Annotated in this window: 19 protein-coding genes and 1 pseudogene; 10 read left to right on the forward strand and 10 right to left on the reverse strand. The window is 71.5% G+C overall.

Annotated elements, in window-relative coordinates; all coding sequences use genetic code 11:
* Positions 1-43 precede the first annotated feature (43 nt).
* Positions 44-1,120, forward strand: a complete 1,077-nt coding sequence (locus tag HCK04_RS23055) for a PP2C family protein-serine/threonine phosphatase (protein WP_205830594.1) — start codon at positions 44-46, stop codon at positions 1,118-1,120.
* A gap of 148 nt (positions 1,121-1,268) precedes the next feature.
* Positions 1,269-1,622 (forward strand): STAS domain-containing protein, encoded by a 354-nt coding sequence (locus HCK04_RS23060; protein ID WP_142649446.1) that lies wholly within the window; start codon positions 1,269-1,271, stop codon positions 1,620-1,622.
* Here HCK04_RS23060 and HCK04_RS23065 read toward each other — a convergent pair.
* From HCK04_RS23065 to HCK04_RS23095, 7 genes are all read right to left on the reverse strand, one after another.
* Positions 1,534-2,097 carry a hypothetical protein gene (locus tag HCK04_RS23065; RefSeq protein WP_142649447.1) on the reverse strand — a complete coding sequence of 188 codons (564 nt, stop codon included), beginning with the start codon at positions 2,095-2,097 and terminating at the stop codon, positions 1,534-1,536. The two genes, HCK04_RS23060 and HCK04_RS23065, sit on opposite strands and share 89 nt — an antisense overlap.
* A 149-nt stretch (positions 2,098-2,246) precedes the next feature.
* A complete protein-coding gene (locus tag HCK04_RS23070; protein WP_142649448.1) occupies positions 2,247-3,326 on the reverse strand; it encodes a glycosyltransferase in 1,080 nt (359 codons plus the stop codon).
* On the reverse strand, positions 3,323-4,207 hold the full coding sequence (locus HCK04_RS23075; protein WP_142649449.1) for a hypothetical protein: 885 nt from the start codon (positions 4,205-4,207) through the stop codon (positions 3,323-3,325). Before HCK04_RS23075 ends, HCK04_RS23070 begins: the two co-directional genes overlap by 4 nt.
* Before the next feature lie 158 nt (positions 4,208-4,365).
* Entirely contained in the window at positions 4,366-6,489 is a 2,124-nt protein-coding gene (locus tag HCK04_RS23080) for a (Fe-S)-binding protein (protein ID WP_142649450.1), read from the reverse strand.
* A 225-nt stretch (positions 6,490-6,714) separates the two neighbouring features.
* Complete coding sequence (locus HCK04_RS44310; RefSeq protein ID WP_221889958.1) at positions 6,715-7,332, reverse strand: TetR family transcriptional regulator; 618 nt, start codon at positions 7,330-7,332, stop codon at positions 6,715-6,717.
* A gap of 18 nt (positions 7,333-7,350) precedes the next feature.
* Complete coding sequence (locus HCK04_RS23090; protein WP_142649451.1) at positions 7,351-8,121, reverse strand: class I SAM-dependent methyltransferase; 771 nt, start codon at positions 8,119-8,121, stop codon at positions 7,351-7,353.
* Positions 8,118-8,933: a sugar phosphate isomerase/epimerase gene (locus HCK04_RS23095; RefSeq protein WP_142649452.1), complete on the reverse strand. Its 816-nt coding sequence runs from the start codon at positions 8,931-8,933 to the stop codon at positions 8,118-8,120. Before HCK04_RS23095 ends, HCK04_RS23090 begins: the two co-directional genes overlap by 4 nt.
* Positions 8,934-9,096: 163 nt before the next feature.
* Here HCK04_RS23095 and HCK04_RS23100 point away from each other — a divergent pair, with 163 nt between their 5' ends.
* The 7 genes and pseudogenes from HCK04_RS23100 to disA all read left to right on the forward strand — a co-directional run bounded on the left by HCK04_RS23100 (position 9,097) and on the right by disA (position 14,686).
* Complete coding sequence (locus tag HCK04_RS23100) at positions 9,097-9,795, forward strand: class I SAM-dependent methyltransferase (protein ID WP_142649453.1); 699 nt, start codon at positions 9,097-9,099, stop codon at positions 9,793-9,795.
* A 67-nt stretch (positions 9,796-9,862) separates the two neighbouring features.
* Positions 9,863-10,243 carry a MerR family transcriptional regulator gene (locus tag HCK04_RS23105; RefSeq protein WP_142649454.1) on the forward strand — a complete coding sequence of 127 codons (381 nt, stop codon included), beginning with the start codon at positions 9,863-9,865 and terminating at the stop codon, positions 10,241-10,243.
* Positions 10,240-10,554, forward strand: a complete 315-nt coding sequence (trxA, locus tag HCK04_RS23110) for a thioredoxin (protein ID WP_142649455.1) — start codon at positions 10,240-10,242, stop codon at positions 10,552-10,554. The genes HCK04_RS23105 and trxA overlap by 4 nt, the downstream gene beginning before the upstream one ends.
* A gap of 71 nt (positions 10,555-10,625) precedes the next feature.
* A pseudogene (locus HCK04_RS23115) lies at positions 10,626-10,940 on the forward strand (metalloregulator ArsR/SmtB family transcription factor); the annotation flags it as partial.
* Between the two features lie 164 nt (positions 10,941-11,104).
* The gene (locus HCK04_RS23120; RefSeq protein WP_142649457.1) at positions 11,105-11,743 is read left to right on the forward strand and encodes an SRPBCC family protein; all 639 of its coding nucleotides are present in this window, start codon (positions 11,105-11,107) and stop codon (positions 11,741-11,743) included.
* Positions 11,744-11,969: 226 nt separating this feature from the next.
* A complete protein-coding gene (gene radA, locus HCK04_RS23125; protein ID WP_142649458.1) occupies positions 11,970-13,403 on the forward strand; it encodes a DNA repair protein RadA in 1,434 nt (477 codons plus the stop codon).
* A 188-nt stretch (positions 13,404-13,591) separates the two neighbouring features.
* Positions 13,592-14,686: a DNA integrity scanning diadenylate cyclase DisA gene (gene disA, locus HCK04_RS23130; protein WP_260617376.1), complete on the forward strand. Its 1,095-nt coding sequence runs from the start codon at positions 13,592-13,594 to the stop codon at positions 14,684-14,686.
* A 63-nt stretch (positions 14,687-14,749) separates the two neighbouring features.
* Here the strand turns inward: disA and HCK04_RS23135 are convergent, their stop codons facing one another.
* Both HCK04_RS23135 and HCK04_RS23140 read right to left on the reverse strand, forming a co-directional pair.
* Entirely contained in the window at positions 14,750-15,265 is a 516-nt protein-coding gene (locus tag HCK04_RS23135) for a Type 1 glutamine amidotransferase-like domain-containing protein (protein ID WP_142649459.1), read from the reverse strand.
* A 6-nt stretch (positions 15,266-15,271) separates the two neighbouring features.
* Positions 15,272-15,970: a hypothetical protein gene (locus HCK04_RS23140; protein ID WP_142649460.1), complete on the reverse strand. Its 699-nt coding sequence runs from the start codon at positions 15,968-15,970 to the stop codon at positions 15,272-15,274.
* A gap of 363 nt (positions 15,971-16,333) precedes the next feature.
* Here HCK04_RS23140 and HCK04_RS23145 point away from each other — a divergent pair, with 363 nt between their 5' ends.
* Positions 16,334-17,200, forward strand: a complete 867-nt coding sequence (locus HCK04_RS23145; RefSeq protein ID WP_312845762.1) for an A/G-specific adenine glycosylase — start codon at positions 16,334-16,336, stop codon at positions 17,198-17,200.
* A gap of 206 nt (positions 17,201-17,406) precedes the next feature.
* Here HCK04_RS23145 and HCK04_RS23150 read toward each other — a convergent pair whose 3' ends face one another.
* Positions 17,407-18,342 carry a TIM barrel protein gene (locus tag HCK04_RS23150; RefSeq protein WP_142649461.1) on the reverse strand — a complete coding sequence of 312 codons (936 nt, stop codon included), beginning with the start codon at positions 18,340-18,342 and terminating at the stop codon, positions 17,407-17,409.
* Between the last annotated feature and the right edge of the window lie 480 nt (positions 18,343-18,822).

Below are 18,822 nucleotides of genomic sequence, written 5' to 3' on the forward strand. Positions count from 1 at the left end.
TCTCCATCCCGAGGGTAGGGCGGGCGGGCGCGGGAATGCATCCATGAACCGGCTCGTGGCGACGCTGGAGTCGCGGATGGGAACCCAGGCTGTCCTCCGTACGCTGCCGTTCGCCGCCATGGCGACGGTGGTGGTGGTCGACCTGCTCGCCGGGCCGTCCCTGGGCCTGCTGCCACTGCTGACCCTCGGGCCCGCGTTCGCCGCGGTGACGGGCGGGCCACGCCACACCGCACTGGCCGGGCTGGTCGCGCTCGTCCTGTCCGCGCCGCTGGCCTACCACGACCACCAGCTCAGTCATCCGCGGATCACCGTGACGCTGGTCGCGATCGTCGGGGTCACCGCGGCCGCCATGCTGGCCAGCCGGCTCCGGGCCGAGGGCCGGCGCAAGCTGGCGGACGTCCGCCTCGTCGCCGAGGCGGCCCAGCGCGTGCTGCTCCACCCGGTGCCCCGCCGTGCGGGCGACCTGCGCATCGCCCTCTCGTACACCTCCGCCGCGGTGGACGCCCGCATCGGCGGGGACCTGTTCGACATCGCCAGAGGGCCGGGCGGCATCCGGCTGATCGTCGCCGACGTGCAGGGCAAGGGGCTGGACGCGGTGGAGACGGCCGCCTCGGTGGTCGGCGCCTTCCGTGAGGCCGCCTACGACGAGCCGACGCTCGCCGACGTCGGCCGGCATCTGGAGGAGCACCTCGCGCGCGGGCTGGGCGGGGAGAAGTTCGTCACCGCCGTGCTCGCGGAGGTGCGCGAGCACGAGATCGCGCTGCTCAACTACGGCCACCCGCCGCCGCTGCTGCTCGGCCGCGACGGCCGTGTCCGGTGGCTCGAACCGACTCAGGAGGCGCCGCCGCTCGGCCTTGTCGCGCTCGCCCACGCCGGACCCGAGCCGTACGGATGCGAGTTCCGCAAGGGCGACGAGATCCTCTTCTACACCGACGGCGTGTACGAGGCACGCGACCGGAACGGGAACTTCTATCCCCTGGGCGACCGGGCGCCTCGCCTGCTGCGCGATCGCGAGCCGCAGGACGCCCTCGACATGCTCGAACGCGACCTGGTCGAGCACGTCGGCGGGCCCGTCCCGGACGACGCCGCCATGCTGCTCGTCCGCAGGGAACGGCCCTGACTGTCCGGCCCCGGCATCATTTGCCATATGCAATCATGGACGCACAGCAGCTCCGGCGGGCCGTGAGGCGACGGCCCGGCGGCAGGGCCAGTGGGCAGGGGCGAGCGCGGTGGAACCGGAAAGGCACGGACAGCCCGGCATCTTCTCCATGCTGACCGTCCTGGACCAGGACGTCGTCGTCATCCGGCTGTTCGGCGAGCTCGACCTGGGCTCCGCCGCCTCACTGCGCACCTGCCTGGCCGAGGCGGTCGGGCTGCGCACACCGCCACGGATCGTGGTCGACGCCGAAGGGCTCAAGTTCTGCGACTCGACCGGGCTGAGCGTCCTCATGGGAGGCCTGAGCGCCGTGAGGGCGGCCGGCGGGCGCCTGGCGCTGAGCGGCGCCCACGGACGCTTCGCCCGGATGCTCCGGATCACCGGCCTCGACACGGAACTGCCGATCCACGACTCCGTCGCCGCCGCCACCGCACATCTCGACCGGCCCGCCGACTGGCCCCGCTGACTGCCCCCTCCCACTGATCCCGCCGACTGGCCCCGCCGAGCAGGCGGGCGGCGGCGCGGTAGCGGTGCAGATCCCACGTGGCGGGCGCGACCGGCACGTCCTCCAGCCACATGACGAGCCGGTCGTCCCCCAGCCGATACATGCGGGGGAGCCGCAGCCCGTCGGGAAGCGGGTGACGGGCGAGGTGGACGTCCGCGTCGGCCCGCCAGGGGAACCGCGCCGACAGGACGGCCCGCATCTGCTCGGGCATGTTCTCGAGCCGGGCCGAGTGCTCGATCGAGTGGATCGACTTGACGAAGAACGACCAGCGCACGCCGCTGGTCGTCGTGCCGCGCACGCGATGGAGCCAGGCCGTCGACACGGCCCCGGAAGCGAGGTGGATGGGCTCGACGTGCTGCTCCGCGATCTCGGCCAGGGGATCGCCGAGGATCTCGCGGACCAGATCCGTCACATCGGTGGCCGGTCTCAGGATCATGGGCCCAGCCTGCCACCCGGAAATCGTCCTCGCATGAGCACGGCCTACTCAACTACGCTCGCGCCCGTGACAGCCTCCTGGCCGTTCGCCTCGCCGCCCTCCTGGACGGGCCGGGGGACAGCACGGGGGCATCCGTCCGCCGACGCTCGTCAGGGGCGGGAGCGCAGGCCGTACATGAGCTCTTCCCAGCGGACGGCGACGGCCGTCGCGGCGTGGGCGGACGCGGTCTCCAGCGCCCCGGCCGCCAGCTTCATGCGGCGGCGTTCGTCGTCGACGAGGGTGAGCAGCGCACAGGCGAGCGGCTCGACGTCGCCGCTCTCCCCCTCCTGGACCAGCACGCTGTCGTGGCCCGGCCGGAGAAACTCGGCGGGCCCGCGCGATCCGTCGAAGCCCACGATCGGCACCCCGCAGCTCAGCGCCTCGATCACGGTCATGCCCAGCACCTCGTGGCGCGCCGGCACGGCGACGATGGACGCCTTGGCGAACTCGCCGGGCAGGTCGGGAGTGGTGCCCATGAAGTACACGTGGTTGTGCAGGTCGAGGTCGCGGACGAGGGCGCGCAGCCGCCGCTCCTCCGGGCCCCCGCCGTACAACCGCAGCCGCCAGTCGGGCCGCTTGTCTGCGACGATCGCGAAGGCCCGCACGAGCTGGTCGTACGACTTGCCGGGCACCAGCCTGCCCCCGGCGCTGACGATCCGGTTGTCCATGCGGGAGCGCGGCCAGGGCGTCGCGGGCAGGGCGTCGGGGATGGCGTGCACCGACAGGTCGTCGTCGAGCAGCCGCGCCCACTCGTCACGCCGGCCGGTCGTGCTCGCCACCACGGCGTCGAGACGGGGATAGAACCGGCGCACCGGGCCGGGCACCGACGGTCTGCTCCACTCCCGCGCGATGCGGACGACGTCTCGTGGCGCATATCGGGCGGCCTGGACGCTCAGCGACGGCCGGGTGGTGACCAGGACGTCGGCCTGCAGGCCCCGCAGCATGCGCCAGAGCGCGACCTCCGTGCGCACCTGTCCCCGGGGCAGCAGGTGATGGACACCCGGCCGGGTGTCCACGAGCCAGCGCAGCGTCACCCGGCGGTCGACCGGGAAGAACGGCGTCTCCCTGGTGCGCCGGATGCTCACCACCTCGACCTCGTGGCGTGCGGCCAGCCCGCCCGCGAGGTTGAGCATCGCCCGCACGTCGCCCCGCATGCCGTACGCCGACGGGAGCAGGAACGCGATTTTCACGCGCCCACCTCCAGCAGCAGCTCGTCGGCGGGCGTGAAGCTGGGCCGGATCTGCACGCCGTCCACGAGCGCGTGGGGATAGTGGACGCGGCGGCGCTTGCCCTCGACGTCGTCGAGCCTCGCGCCCAGCGGCAGCGCGCGGTCGACGCCGTCCACCTCAAGGTAGGGCTCCCAGGAGCCCTGCGAGTCGGGGGTGGCGGCAAGCACGTCGCACAGCGAGAGCGCGGCGTGGAACCGGACCCCCTGGACGGTGGCGGCGAACCGCACGGTCGCGGCCGGATCGTCGTTCCCCGGATCGCCGTGCCCCGGCTCGTTGTCACCGCTGTCACCGAGAACCGCGGCATCGACGTCCGGATCGCCGTGGCCCGAGTGGCTGTGCCGCAGCGCGAGCGTGGCGTGGCGGTGCTGGTCGTCGTCGTCCAGGCCGGTGTAGGCCAGCAGCCCGGTCACCTCGAAGCGCCCCTCGCGGAACCACACCGCGCGGACGTCGGCGACCGGCTCCGCCGGATCGATCTTCAGGGCCAGGAATCCGTTGCGCGTGCGGTAGGCCCGGTAGGCGAGCGTCCGCCGGCCCAGCGCGTACGCGTCGAGACGGTCGAGCGAGAACCCGGGGTCGGCGCTCTGGATGCGGGTGCGGACGCCGCCCCTTTCGAGGTAGGTGTCCCAGCGGCCGGGACCGAGGTCGAGGGGCGCGAGGGAGACCGCGACGCTGGCGTCCCTCGTGCGCCCGCCCGATGCGCCGAGCGGCACCTGCCGTTCCTCACCCGTGCCGCGTTGCCGCAGGACCAGGTGGGTGCCGTCCGCCAGCGACTCGGCGATGGACAGGCGCAGGGAGAGGACGTCCGCCAGGGTGACCTCCGCGTCGATGACGACCACGCCCACCGTCCAGCCCCCTCCCCGTCGATTGAGCCAACGTTGAGGTTACCGTGATTTTCCTGTTATGTGGAGAAAGCCTTTGTCACTCTTCCATGAAACACGGATCATTCCATCGCCTTGACTGGTGTTTTCCACAAAAAGTTCACGATCATGGCAAGGATGCTTTACCCCTGCTTGATGGATTTGATGAGGAGCTGGGCGACGTCCACGACCTCCAGCGACTCCTTGGCCTGACCGGCGTTCTTCTTCTCGTTGATCGCGTCGCCGAGCATCACGAGGCAGAACGGGCAGGCGGTGGAGACGGTGTCGGGATCGGTGGTCAGCGCCTCGTCGACACGCTCGGTGTTGATGCGCTTTCCGATTCGCTCCTCCATCCACATGCGCGCGCCGCCGGCGCCACAGCAGAATCCGCGATCCTTGCAGCGGTGCATCTCCTGGGTCTGGACGCCCGGCACCTTGGCCATGATGTCGCGCGGCTGGGCGTACACCTTGTTGTGCCGGCCCAGGAAGCACGGGTCGTGGTAAGTGATCTTCTCCTCGATCGGGGTGATCGGGGTGAGGCGGCCCTCCTCCACCAGATGCGCCAGCAGCTGGGTGTGGTGCACGACCTCGTACGTGCCGCCGAGCTGCGGGTATTCGTTGGCGAGGGTGTTGAAGCAGTGGGGGCAGGTGGCCACGATCTTCTTGACCCCGGCCTCGTTGAGCGTCTCGATGTTCTGCTGGGCGAGCATGTTGAACAGGAACTCCATGCCCAGGCGGCGGGCCGGGTCACCGGTGCACGCCTCCATCGGGCCGAGCACGCCGAACTTGACCCCGGCGATGTGCAGCAGCTCCGCGACCGCCTTGGTGGTCTTCTTGGCCCGGTCCTCCAGCGCGCCGGCGCAGCCGACCCAGAAGAGATACTCGACGTCGTCGGGCATCTTCTCGTCGATGATCGGGACCTCGATGCGTTGTCCGTCCACGGAGGTGGCCAACTCCTCGATCCACTCGGCCCGCTTCATCTCGGACATGCCCCACGGGTTGCCCTTGTTCTCCAGGTTCTTGAGCATCACGCCCGCCTCGGACGGGAACGACGACTCGATCATCACCTGGTAGCGGCGCATGTCGAGGATGTGGTCGATGTGCTCGATGTCGACCGGGCACTGCTCGACGCACGCGCCGCAGTTGGTGCACGACCACAGCACGTCGGGGTGGATGACCCCGTCCTCGCCCACCAGCGGCTTGTCGAGCAGGGCCAGCACGTCCTCGGAGAAGCTCTCCTTCTCCTTCTCCCCGGCCAGCAGGTAGGGCGCGATCGCGAAGGCGTGGTCGCGCTGGTCGAGGATGAGCATCTTGGGCGACAGCGGCTTGTCGGTGTTCCAGGCCGGGCACTGCGACTGGCAGCGGCCGCACTCGGTGCAGGTGTAGAAGTCGAGGAAGCCCTTCCACGTCGTGTCGGTGATCTTGCCGCGGCCGAACACGTCGACCTCGGGGTCGGCCTCCTCGAAGTCGAGCACCTTCCCGTTGCTGCGCATCGGCTGGGCCGGGCCCAGCCCGTCGGGACGGCGGGAGAACAGCACGTTCAGCGGCGCGGTGAAGATGTGCAGGTGCTTGCTGTTCACCACGATGACCAGGAACACCAGCATGAAGCCGATGTGCAGCAGCAGGGCGATCTGCTCCAGCAGCTCGCTGTGCGGCAGCACCTTCCCGATGGCCAGGCTGACGAACGCGCCGGACTCATAGGGGAAGTTGCCGTTGGCCGCCGCCGCGCCCCGGGCGAGGAACAGCGTCCAGATGATGTTGAAGATCATGAACAGGACCAGCCAGGCCCCGCCCAGGTGCGAGCCGGAGAACCGGGAGCCGCGTCCGAGCTTCTTCGGCGAGTTCTTGATCCGGATGGCCGTGAACGCGGCCAGCCCGAGCAGACAGGCGACCGCGATGAAGTCCTGCAGGAAGCCCAGCACCGGCCAGGTCCCGATGAGCGGGATGTGGAAGTCCGAGTGCCCGGTGATCGCGCCCTGGATGATCGCGCCGTACGCCTCGATGTAGACGGTCAGCAGGATGAAGAACGCCCACATGACGAAGAAGTGGGCGGTGCCGGACGGCGTCCACTTCAGCAGCTTGCGCTGGCCGAAGACCTCGACGAGCTGGGCCTTGATCTCGGCGCCGGCGTGCTGTTTGGCGTACTCGATCCGCTCCGGGGCCGGCTGGCCGCTGGTGGCAAGCCGATAGAGGAACAGCACGCGACGGCCCGCCAGCCCGACCGCCACGGCGGTCGCGATGAGGCCTGCAATCGCTACCCAGAGCACGAGTCCCTCCAATATCGAACGTCGGCGGCCAGCGTAGGGGCGCGGCGCCCTCGCAAGAGCGGTTGTGCCCCGCCCTGTGGATAACGTCTGCGCTTCCCGAATGGTACCGGCGAGTAACTTATCCTGCGTCACGCTCGGCGAGTGGCGCTCGTCACTGCGTTTCCCGCCGACGGCACGATACTAGAACAAAGCTCTACAAGAGGGTACGAGTGGGGTGGCCGTAATCTATCCGGCCAGGTAGCGCTGCACGGTGGGCCCGACCAGCGCGACGATCTCGTCGACGTCGGCGGAGGCGAGCGGCTCGAACCTGAGGATGTACCGCGTCATCACCACGCCGAACAACTGCGCGAAGGCGGCCTCCATCCGCAGCGGCGGGACGTCCAGCGCCTCGGCCACCCGCCCGAGGACGGCCGTCGAGAGGAACTCCCTGACCATGCCGACGGCCTGCTCGTTCACCATCGCCGTCCGCACCAGACCCAGCAGCGGCTCCCTGGCCGCCGGGTCCGCCGTCATCATCAGGACGAAACGGACGACGCGCTCGCCGACCTCCTCACGCGGCCCCGCCAGGATGAGCGGAAGCGCCGAGGAGGGGTCCAGCGGCAGCCGCATGGCCGCGACGAACACGCCCTCCTTGGTGTCGAAATAATGGTGGACGAGGGCCGGATCGACCCCGGCCTCCCGGGCGATGCCGCGGATCGTCGCCTTGTCGAACCCCTTCTCCGCGAAGACCCTGCGCGCCGCGGCGAGGATCTCGCCGCGGGTGTCCGCCGAGCCCGGACGCCGGCCGGGCCGCCGCCCCGGTCGCCGCCTGCCGCCCGAGACCTCCGGCACCTCCGTCGTCACATCGATCCCCGCTTCAGTTCAGCCCCTGCGGCCCACCGCAAGATACACGCGCATCGGGACGGTCAGCCGCCCGTCGGGAAACACCCGGCCGAGCTCGGCACGCTCCCTGGCGAGCAGCTCCGTCACCACGTCTCCGTCCATACTCGCCATGTACGAGTGGGAGCGCAGGTCGGTCAGGAAGTCCTCCAGCCGCACCGACCTGGTCCAGCCGACCCAGGTGTCGGCCACGGCGAGACCGGCGTCGGACATGGCCGCGGCGATCGGCGGCATGCTCCACCCGGGCAGCACGGGCCCGATGTAGCCGGGGCACGACTCGGCGAGCCGCACCTGGTTGGCCGCCAGCCAGTCGGCCTTGCCGGGATCCACGCTGTTCCACCAGCCTGCGATCGCGCCGCCGTCCGCGATCACGCGTACGGCCTCGGCCACCGACAGGGCAGGGTCGAGCCAGTGCCACGCCTGGGCGTACGTAACGAGGTCGGCCACGCCCGCGCGGAAGGGCAGGTCGTTCCCGTCGGCGAGCAGGGCCGGGCAGGCCGTGCGGGCGCGCAACCGGGCCAGCATCCGCTCGCCGCGGTCGACGGCGACGACCCGGGCGCCGCGGTCGAGCAGCCCCCGGGTCGAGATGCCGGTGCCCGCCCCAACGTCGATCACGGTCGCCCCCGCGAGCCGGACCCCCGACAGGTTCTCCAGCGCGACGTAGAGGGCCTCGGGATAGTGCGGCCTCGCCGCGTCGTACTCCTCCGAGACGCGGTCGAAGACCCGGTGGCTGTCCGCGATCCGCTCGTTCATGAGGCCGTGGAGGAGGCGGCGAAGTGGAGCCGCGCGAAGGCGAGGGCCTCGGTCAGGTCCTCGATCCGCTCGCTGCGGCTGGCGGCCTTGCGCGTGTTGATCTCCAGCACGACAAGGCCCTGATAACCGTTGCCGGCGAGGCGTTCCAGGATCGGCCCGCAGGGCTGCGACCCCCGGCCGGGCACCAGGTGCTCGTCCTTGTTGGTGGTGCCCACCCCGTCGGCCAGGTGCAGGTGGGCCAGCCGGTCGCCCAGCTTGGTCGCCATCTCCATCGCGTCGGACCCGGACACCGCCGTATGCGACAGGTCGAGCGTCACCTGGGGGAAGTCGTAGTCGATGGGGTTCCAGTCCGGCGCGTACGGCACGACCTCGTTGCCCCTGGCCCGCAACGGGAACATGTTCTCCACCGCGAAGACGACGTCCGTCTCCTCGCGCATCCGGGCCAGGCCCCTCTCGAAGTCCCTGGCGTAGTCGCGCTGCCACCGGAAGGGCGGATGCACGACGACCGTCTGCGCGCCCAGCCGCTCGGCCGCCTCGCGGGCCCTGCGCAGCTTCAGCCACGGGTCGCGGCCCCACACCCGCTGGGTCACCAGCAGGCAGGGCGCGTGCACCGCCAGGATCGGGATCTCATAGTGGTCGCGCAGCCGTTCGAGGACCTCGACGTCCTGGCTGACCGGGTCCTGTCCCACCATGATCTCTACGCCGTCGTACCCGAGCCGGGCGGCAAGTTCGAAGGCGTCCGGCGTCCGCTCCGGGTACACCGACGCCGTCGACAGCGCCACCTTGCCGCTGGGCACGCGGATGTCACTCATGAGGCCAGCCTCCCCTGGCGGCCCGCGGGCACGTTCCAGTGCCGTGGCCGTGGCCGTCCGTTCGCTCCATGCGCCCGTTCACGGATCCAGCCTAAGCCGCACCCGCGCCCTGCGCCGCTTCGCCACAATCAACTACCCAAGGTCGCCAACTAATGTGGGGCGCATGGCACGGATCGTGAGCGGAGCCGTACCCAGTCCGAACATCTGGAACACTCCCCAGATCTACGAGCTGGAGAACCTCGCCGTCGGGCCGGCGGGCGCGGCCGAGGCCGCGATGCGGGCCGTACGGCCGTGGGACGGCGCGACCGTGGTCGAGATCGGCTGTGGCAGCGGCTTCCACCTGCCCGCGCTCGCCGCGTCCGCCGGGCGGGTCGTGGGCGTCGAGCCGCACGGCGGCCTGGCCGCGCAGGCCGCCGCACGCTGCGCGTCGCTGCCCAACGTCTCGGTGCGTACGGGCACCGCGCAGGCGCTGCCCCTTCCCGACGCGTCGGCCGACGTGGCGATCGCCCGGTGGGCGTACTTCTTCGGGCCAGGCTGCGAGCCCGGCCTGCGCGAGCTGGGGCGGGTGCTGCGCCGGGGCGGCGCGGCCTTCGTCGTGGACGTGGACGCCGCGCGCGGGGCGTTCGGCCGCTGGTTCCGCCGCTCGCTGCCGTCGTACTCCCCCGAGGCCGTGGAGCGCTTCTGGTCCCGGCAGGGCTGGCGGCGCGAGGAGCTCGACCTGCGGATGACGTTCCGATCCCGGGCCGACCTGGAGGCGGTGCTGCGCATCGAGTTCACGCCCGAGGTGGCCGCCGAGGCGCTGCGCGAGGTCGAGGGCCTGGAGATCGGCTATCCGAACGTCCTGCGCTGGCGGGAATTCTGAATCCGGGCTTGACCTTGTCACCGGCGTCAAGCTTTAGCGTCGTGCCAGGACAGCCGAGGAGGGGCCGATGCGGATCGGCGAGCTGGCCCGGCGCGTGGGAGTGAGCACCCGCGCGCTGCGCTACTACGAGCAGCGGGGCCTCATCCGGTCGCGCCGCTCGGCCAACGGATATCGCGAGTACGACGAGTCGGACGTCCGGATCGTCACCGAGATCCGGGAGCTGATGTCGGTCGGCTTCACACTGGAGGACGCCCGCCCGTTCGTGGACTGCCTGCGGTCCGGACACCCGTCGGGAGGCTCCTGCCCGGAGTCGGTGGCCGTCTATCGGCGCAAGCTCGCGGAGATCGACCGGGAGATCCGCGACCTGCTCGCCCGCCGCGCCGAGGTCGCCGCCCAGTTCGCCGACGCCTGCCCCGGCTGTCTTCTCACACGACGAGGAGAGTCATGATCACACTGACCACGGAGAACTTCGACGAGCAGGTGCTGCACAGCGACAAGCTCGTGTTGGTGGACTTCTGGACCGACTGGTGCCCGCCGTGCAAGATGATCGCCCCGATCCTGGAGGAGATCGCCGCCGAGTACGGCGACCGCCTCACGGTCGCCAAGATCAATGCCGACGAGCACCCCGAGATCGCCCAGCGCTACCACGTCCTGGGCTTCCCCACGCTGAACCTCTATCGGGACGGCGAGATCGTCCAGCAGATCAGGGGCACCAAGCCCAAGCGCCTGCTGCTCGCCGACCTCGCGGGCCACTTCTAGTCATGCCCGTCCACCGGGGGCCGCTTATATAAGCGTTGACTTTTATAAGTGGCTCTCGGCATAGTGGGCGCGTGCACGCATTCGACGCGCTGGGGGATCCGGTGCGACGCCGGATCCTGGAGCTGCTCTCCGATGGAGAGCAGACGTCGGGCGCGCTCACCTCGGCCATCCGCGCCGAGTTCGGGATCTCACAGCCGGCCATCTCCCAGCATCTACGGGTGCTCCGCGAGTCCGGGCTCGCGTCCGTACGCGCCGCGGGCACGCGACGGCTGTACGCCCTCGAACCCGCGCCGCTGCGGGAGGCGGACGCCTGGCTGGAGCGGTTCCGCGGCTTCTGGGGGCAGCGCAGCGACGCGCTCGGCACCGAACTGGCGCGGGGCAGCCGGGAGCGGCGGCTCGGACGGCGGCACGGCGGCGATGCGCATGACGCGACCACCAACGCCGCCACCAGCGCGGCCACCAGCGCGGCCATCAGCGTGGCCGCTGACGCAACCGTCACGCTGCCGGGCACACAGCCCACGACGGACGGACCGACACGGAAGAACGGCCAATGAGCGACTTCATCGACATGATCAACCAAGTCCACCGCGCGGTCGGCTCGCGCGACCTGCCGGAAGGCGACGCCCGCACGGTGCTGCTGCGGCGCACCTACGACGCCGGCATCGAGGACGTGTGGGACGCCTGCACCGACCCCGAGCGGATCAGCCGCTGGTTCCTCCCGGTGAGCGGCGAGCTGAAGCTCGGCGGGCACTACCAGCTCCAGGGCAACGCGGGCGGGGAGATCCTGCGCTGCGAGCCGCCCCGGCTGCTGCGGGTGAGCTGGCTGTTCGGCGAGAACCCCGGCTTCAGCGAGGTCGAGGTGCGGCTGAGCCCGGAGGGCGACGACCGCACCGTGTTCGAGCTGGAGCACGTCGCCGTGGTCCCGCCCGAGTTCTGGGACCAGTTCGGTCCCGGGGCCACGGGCGTCGGCTGGGACCTGGCGCTGCTCGGGCTCGGGCTGCACCTGCGCGGCGAGATGATCGACGACCCCTCCGCGTGGGAGCAGTCGGAGGAGGCGCGCGAGCTCATGCGGCTCAGCAGCACGTTGTGGGGCGAGGCATACCGGGCCTCCGGCGCGCCGGACGACGTGGTGAACGCGGCTGTGGCCGGCACCACCGCCTTCTACGTGCCGGAGAAGCCGCAAGGCTAGTCCGGCCGCCTTCTCCCGGAGAGGCCGCCGTCGGCCGGAAGAGGCACCGCTTTCCGGAGAAGCCGCCACTTCGGAAAGGGACGCCGTTGCGCGGAGGGGCCGCTGTCTCTCGGAAGGGCCACCGCTGCTCGTAAGGAACGCCATCGGCCGGAAGGGGCACCGCTTTCGTGAGGGGCCGCCGCGGTTTCCGGCGGGATTGTCGGCGGCGGCCGGTAACCTCCCGCACGTGAGCAAGGCAGCGAAACCGGCGTACCGGTGCGGCGAGTGCGGCTGGACCACGGTCAAGTGGGTCGGCAGGTGCGGGGAGTGCCAGGCGTGGGGCACGGTCGAGGAGGCCGGCGCCCGGCAGGGCGTCCACGTGGTCAAGCCGGGCGCGGTCTCCGCCCCCGCCGTCCCGATCGGACAGGTGAAGGCCGAGGTTGTCAGCGCGCGGACGACCGGAGTCTCCGAGCTCGACCGCGTGCTCGGCGGCGGCCTCGTCCCCGGCGCGGTCGTGCTCCTGGCGGGAGAGCCGGGCATCGGCAAGTCGACGCTGCTGCTGGAGGCCGCCGCCCGCACCGCGCGGGGCGAGACCGTCCTCTACGTGACCGGCGAGGAGTCGGCCGCCCAGGTGCGCATGCGCGCCGACCGCATCGGCGCGATCGAAGACAGGCTCTACCTGGCCGCGGAGACCGACCTGTCGGCCCTGGTGGCGCACGTCGAGAAGGTGCAGCCGAGCCTGCTCATCGTCGACTCGGTCCAGACGATCGGGTCGGCCGACGCGACCGGAGTGCCCGGCGGCGTGACCCAGGTCAGGGAGGTCGCCGGCAACCTGGTCCGCCTGGCCAAGGAGCGGGCCATGTCCACCGTGCTCGTCGGCCACGTGACCAAGGACGGCACGATCGCCGGCCCCCGGGTGCTGGAGCACCTGGTCGACGTCGTGCTCCACTTCGAGGGCGACCGCAACTCGCGGCTGCGCCTGGTGCGCGCGGTGAAGAACCGCTTCGGCCCGATCGACGAGGTGGGCTGCTTCGACCTGCACGAGCGCGGCATCACCGGGATCGCCGACCCCAGCGGGTTGTTCGTCTCCCGCCATCCCGAGCCGATGCCGGGCACCTGCATCACCGTGACCATTGAGGGCACCCGGCCGATCCCGGCCGAGCTGCAGGCCCTGGTCGGCCCGACCGAGGCTCCCCAGCCCCGGCGCACGTCCTCCGGGCTCGACTCCTACCGGGTGGCGATGGTGCTCGCCGTCATCGAGCGGCGGCTCCGCGCCAATATCGGCAAGTGCGACGTCTTCACGGCCACGGTGGGCGGCATCCGCCTGACCGATCCCGCCGTGGACCTCGCGCTGATGCTGTCGGTCGTCAGCGCGGCCGGCGACCAGGCCCTGCCTCCCGGGCTCGTCGCGCTGGGCGAGGTCGGCCTGGCCGGCGAGCTGCGGCCCGTACGGGACGTCCGGCGGCGGCTGGCCGAGGCGGCCCGGCTCGGCTTCACCAGGGCGCTGGTGCCCACCGGTTCGCTGGACGAGGAGCCGCGTCCGGAGACATCGGCGGGCCGCGGCCGGCTCGTGGCGCTGCGCTCGCCTGCCGGCCGTACGACGCCGTTCGCACCGGGCTTCGAGGTCACGGAGGTGGAGAACGTGTGGGACGCCCTCAATCTCATGGGATCCGCCAGGTGATCCCTCGTCACACCGGTGAGCACGGCATCACGCCGGTAAACTCTGTTGCCTGCCCGGTCGGCCGTGGCCTCGCCCCCGCGCCCCCGACGGGCTTCACCGGGCGCCTGCGGAGCGCCTCGCGGATCTCGCCGCGACAGGGATCGGTGGGAAGACGATCTGACGGCTAACGACCGGGCGAGCCCACTGGGGTGGATGTGCTGGACAACGACAAGGCGATCGACGACCGCAGAAGGGCCGTGCTCGCCGCGGTCGCCCCGGGGACGGCGCTGCGTGACGGGCTGGAGCGCATCCTGCGCGGCCACACCGGCGGCCTGATCGTCCTGGGATACGACCGCACGGTCGAGGACATCTGCACCGGCGGGTTCACGCTCGACGTCGAGTTCTCCGCCACGCGCCTGCGCGAGCTGGCCAAGATGGACGGCGCGATCGTGCTCGACACGGCCCACCAGAGGATCGTGCGGGCCGCCGTGCACCTCGTGCCCGACCCGGCCATCCCCACCGACGAGTCCGGCACCCGGCACCGTACGGCGCAGCGGGTGGCCAGGCAGACCTCGCTCCCGGTCATCGCGATCAGCAAGTCGATGCGGATCATCGCGCTCTACCTCGACGGCATCCGCTATGTGCTGGAGGAGTCGGCCGCGATCCTGTCCAAGGCCAACCAGGCCCTTGCGACGCTCGAACGCTACAAGAAGCGGCTCGACGAGGTCTCCGGCAACCTGTCGGCCCTGGAGATCGAGGACCTCGTCACGGTGCGCGACGTGGCCGTCGTCGTCCAGCGCCTGGAGATGGTCCGCCGCATCGCCCGCGAGATCGAGGGCTACGTCGTCGAGCTCGGCACCGACGGACGGCTGCTGTCCCTCCAGCTCGACGAGCTGTTCGCGGGCGTGGAGACCGACCGGGTGCAGATCATCCGCGACTACGCGCCCGATTCGCTCGGCGCGCGTCCGTACGGCGACGCCGACGCCATGCGGGAGCTGGACGAGCTGTCGTCGGGCGACCTGCTCGACCTGTCGAAGGTGGCGCAGATCTTGGGTCACCACGGCGGCGACGCGCTCGACACGCCGGTCAGCCCGCGCGGCTTCCGGCTGCTCACCAAGGTCCCCCGCCTGCCCGGGGCGATCATCGACCGGCTCGTGAGCCACTTCGGCGGCCTGCAGAAGCTGCTCGCGGCCAGCACCGACGATCTCCAGGCCGTCGGCGGCGTGGGTGAGACCCGGGCACGCAGCGTCCGCGAGGGCCTGTCGCGGCTCGCCGAGTCGTCCATCCTGGAGCGCTACCTCTGATCGATGCGCGCTCGGGCACGGCGGTGCGAGCACGAGGACGGAGAGGTCGCCGACGCTCATGATCTAGGGGGTGAACAGCTTCCAGTGCCCCTCGGAGACGACCTCGACCTGCCCGTCGATCACCTTGATGGCGGTCTCGTCGTCGATCGCGTACGCCTGGTTCGGGATCCCGGCCGCCCACCTTTCCGCCTTGGCCATGGTGTTCTCCGGCAGGCGTTCGTGATCCAGGTGCGGGAAGATCGAGAAGTCGACGACGCCCAGGGTGCTGTCGTCACCGGAGGGCGGCTTCCACCGGACGAAGTGCTCTCCGATACAGGGAGTCAGCACCATGCTCCCGGCGCTCAGCCCCGCCCGGACCGTCTCGTTCAGCGACGGCAACAGATCCGCCAGCCCTGACCTCCGCATCCAGTGACACAGGAACAGCGGATCGCCGCCGTTCACCAGCAGGACGTCCGCCTCCCGGACCCAGGGGACCCAGCGCTCCGCACCGATGCTGGGCTTGCCGGCTGACGTACGACGCCCGGCGTGCCGGGTGGAATGCCCGATCAGCCGCCGGCCGAGGCGCTGGACGACCGGCACCCTCTCTCAGCGCAGGTGGAAGACGACCTTCGGGCTCTTCAGCCGGCCCGAGTGCGCGGTCGCGACGTACGTGCCGGGGTCGGCGGGCGACCGCTTGCCTGCGCACGTGCTCCCCGAGCGGTGGCGGTCCCACCGGATCGAGCGGACATAGGGGATGCCGCGCTCCAGCAGCTGCTTGTCCACGCCGTCGCCCGCCACGCAGTCGGCCGTCGACCACACGCGATCGCCGCCCGACAGCACCCGCATCTCCAGGGTGCGCGGCCCGACGTCCACCGTGCATTCGACCTTGCTCGTGCTCACCACCGTCAGCAGGAAGGACGGCGTGACCCCCTTGCCGTACACGTCCTGGCCGGTCTGCAGCGCGAGCACGAGGTCCTTCTCGTCGCAGGGGTCGCCGGGACGCCGCGGCTTGCCGGGCGAGGGCGAGACGCCCGCGGAGGCGGACGGCGACGGCTGACCCGCGACCGCGCCGGAGACGGCGGGCGTCTTCGGGGCCGGCCCGGCGGGCAGCGAGACGACCAGCCGGTCGGAGGGCGTCGCCTTGACGGCGGCGGCGGTCTCGTCAGGCCGTCCGGAGGCGCTGCTGCACGCCCATGCCACGACCGCCACCACGACGAGCATCCCCGTGAGCACCGACACCCGGCGGCGCCAGTAGACGTCCGCCCCCTCGACGCCCACGTCACCACGGAAAGTGTCCGGATCCATGCGGACAGTATGGGGAGCCCTGGGGGCCCGGCGGGAACGCCTCGCTGATCCTTGCCCGTTCCCAGATCGCAGCCTCGCCGGGTCTTTGCGCAATCGAGCGCCGCACGCTCCTCGGCGACTCCCGCTTCGCTCGTCGGGGCGCTTCCAGGCCGTGGGGTCGTGCCGGGGCGCACCGCGGCCTTCGTCGCCCATCGCAGGCTTCTGTTCACCGTGGCCTACGAGATGCTCGGCTCGGCCGCCGATGCCGAAGACGTGCTCCACCAGGAGCATCGCCCACGTCGCCGCTCGGCCGCTTCGCTCCCGCGCGTTCCTCGGTCCGGCGCACGGCCGCGCCCCTCCGGCTCGCTCGGTACAGTCGGGGGCGTGTCCGCCTCCTTACGTGAGCCCATCCTCGACTGGTACGCCGAGCACAACCGCGACCTGCCCTGGCGGCGTCCGGACGCGACCCCGTGGGGCATCCTGGTGAGCGAGATCATGCTCCAGCAGACGCCCGTCGCCCGGGTGCTACCCGTCTGGACCGAGTGGATGGAGCGCTGGCCCACTCCCGAGGCGCTCGCGAAGGAGTCCCCCGGCGAGGCCGTACGCCACTGGGGGCGGCTCGGCTACCCGCGCAGGGCGCTCAACCTGCACGCGTGCGCGCGGGCCATCACGGCCGACCATGACGGCCGCGTGCCGTCCACCTACGACGAGCTGCGGGCCCTGCCCGGAATCGGCGACTACACGGCGGCGGCCGTGGCCAGCTTCGCGTACGGCGGCAGCCACGCGGTGCTCGACACCAACGTGCGGCGGGTGCTGGCCCGAGCGGTGCGTGGCGAGGAGTATCCGCCGAAGACGACCACGGCGGCCGAGCGGCGGCTCGCGGAGTCGCTGGTGCCCCCGGTGGGCGCGCCCCGCTGGGCCGTGGCCGTGATGGAGCTGGGCGCGCTGGTGTGCACGGCCAGGGCGCCCCGCTGCGAGCGCTGCCCGGTCACCGCGCAGTGCGCGTGGCGGCTGGCCGGGCGTCCGGCCCACGACGGCCCGGCGCGGCAGGGCCAGACGTACGCGGGGACCGACCGGCAGTGCCGGGGACGCCTGCTCGCCGTCCTCCGCGAGGCGCACGGGCCGGTGCCCAAGGAGGCGCTCGACGCCGTCTGGGCCGACCACGTGCAGCGCGAACGCGCACTGGACGGCCTCCTGGACGACGGCCTGGCCGAGGTCCTCCCCGACGGCACCTACCAGTTGCCCTCCTGACCCCCGGAAGGCGCGCACGGCACTGCTAAGGAGCCGGCGCCTTCCCCGACGGCACATGCCGGTCGCCTTCGTGACCCCCGCCGCCCGCCGCCCCGGAGAGCGAGCGTGAGGTCCGGCTCGTGCTCCCGGCGGGCCGGGACGACCGACCGCCCGAGTGGGCGCGGGGCTGGCAGTCGACGGCGGCCGGCCCCGGCGCTTGCCGACGGTCAGGCGGCGAGCTTGAGGCCGAGCGCGGTGAGGTTGCGGCGCGTCCAGTCGAGCTCGTCGGCGAGCTTCGCCACCAGGGCGGCGGGCCCCTTCGCCTTGGGAGAGGTCCCGTCGTGGGCCTCCACCTCGACGTGCGCGGTGCCGTTCACGGCACCGGACAGGATCGCGGTGAGCGTGTCGGCTATCACCGGCTGGGTGCTGGGGATCTCCTGGCTGTGGTTGTGCACGTGGCTGAGCTTGACCACGGGAGCCCCGGCGAGAGCCAGCCCGCGCAGCGCCGCGTCGGGCTTCTCGGTGCCGCACGACAGGTGGCAGGCGTCCAGGCAGACGCCGAGGTGATCGGAGTCGATGTCGCAGACCCGCTCAAGAGCCTGCTCGGTGGTCTCCAGCACGCAGCCGGGCCAGGGCTCGAAGCCGACCCTGATGGTCTTGCCGGTGACGCTGTAGAGGCCGCGCAGCTCACGCGAGAGCCGTTCGAGCCGGCGGGAGGCGATGGCGTGCAGGTCGGCGGGCCAGTCGCGGCGCCAGCCGATGGGGATCGTGGAGATGCCGCCCGACTGCACGTCGTCCGGCAGCAGGAACGCGAGGATCTTGGCCAGCGCCATGGTGTAGCGGTAGCGCTCGGGCTTGGCCCAGTCGGGCCCGGGAACCTCCTGGTTGCGCCCGCCGGTGCCGTTGAGGCTGACGCACTCCAGGCCCCGCTCCTCCAGCGACCGGCGCAGCCGTACGAGCTCGATGCGGTCGGCGACGAGGTGGTCCGCCACGGCGGGAGCGAGCCAGAGGCCGACGCCAAGCCGGTCGACTCCCAGCTTCCTGCGCACCGGCACGGCGTAGCGCGTGAGGTGGGCGATCAGGTTCTCCAGATCCTCGGCGGGATGTACGCCCGCGTTGTAGGCCAGGTGAACCAGCGTCCCATCGTCGTGCAGCAGGCGCATCAGGTGCCTCCAAGGCTTGTGCACTTCCGGACCGCCAATCCGCCCACAGGGCGCGTCCCGCCTCGAATGGGGACCTCGGTCCTCCTACCGCCGGGATCTCTCCCGGGCTGACCGAGCTTCCCCCGTGCGCCCGGTCCTCCGCGTCCGCCCCGCAGCGGATTGTCCGGTACGCCGCAGGGATGACATTCCATCCGCCCGCGCCCAGAACGTGCCGCGAACGGCTCTACGAAGTGTAGTACTACGCCCGGTGGTGCGATACCTGTTCTCACCCTCTCGACGGGAAGGTGACCGCACCGTGACCGAGGCAGGCAGGAAAACGCCGAGGGGCGCTCCTTGCGGAGCGCCCCTCGGGTGGAACGGGTTATCGCAGGCGGATCAGCGCTGGACCGCCTCCGCGATGGAGGCCGCCGAGTCCGGGACCGCCGGGCTCTTCGCCTCGCCGACGAAGGTGAACTTCGCGGCGTCGCCCTCGCCCTCGAT

Source organism: Microbispora sp. CL1-1 (assembly GCF_012034195.1).
In the GTDB taxonomy this organism is placed as follows: domain Bacteria; phylum Actinomycetota; class Actinomycetes; order Streptosporangiales; family Streptosporangiaceae; genus Microbispora.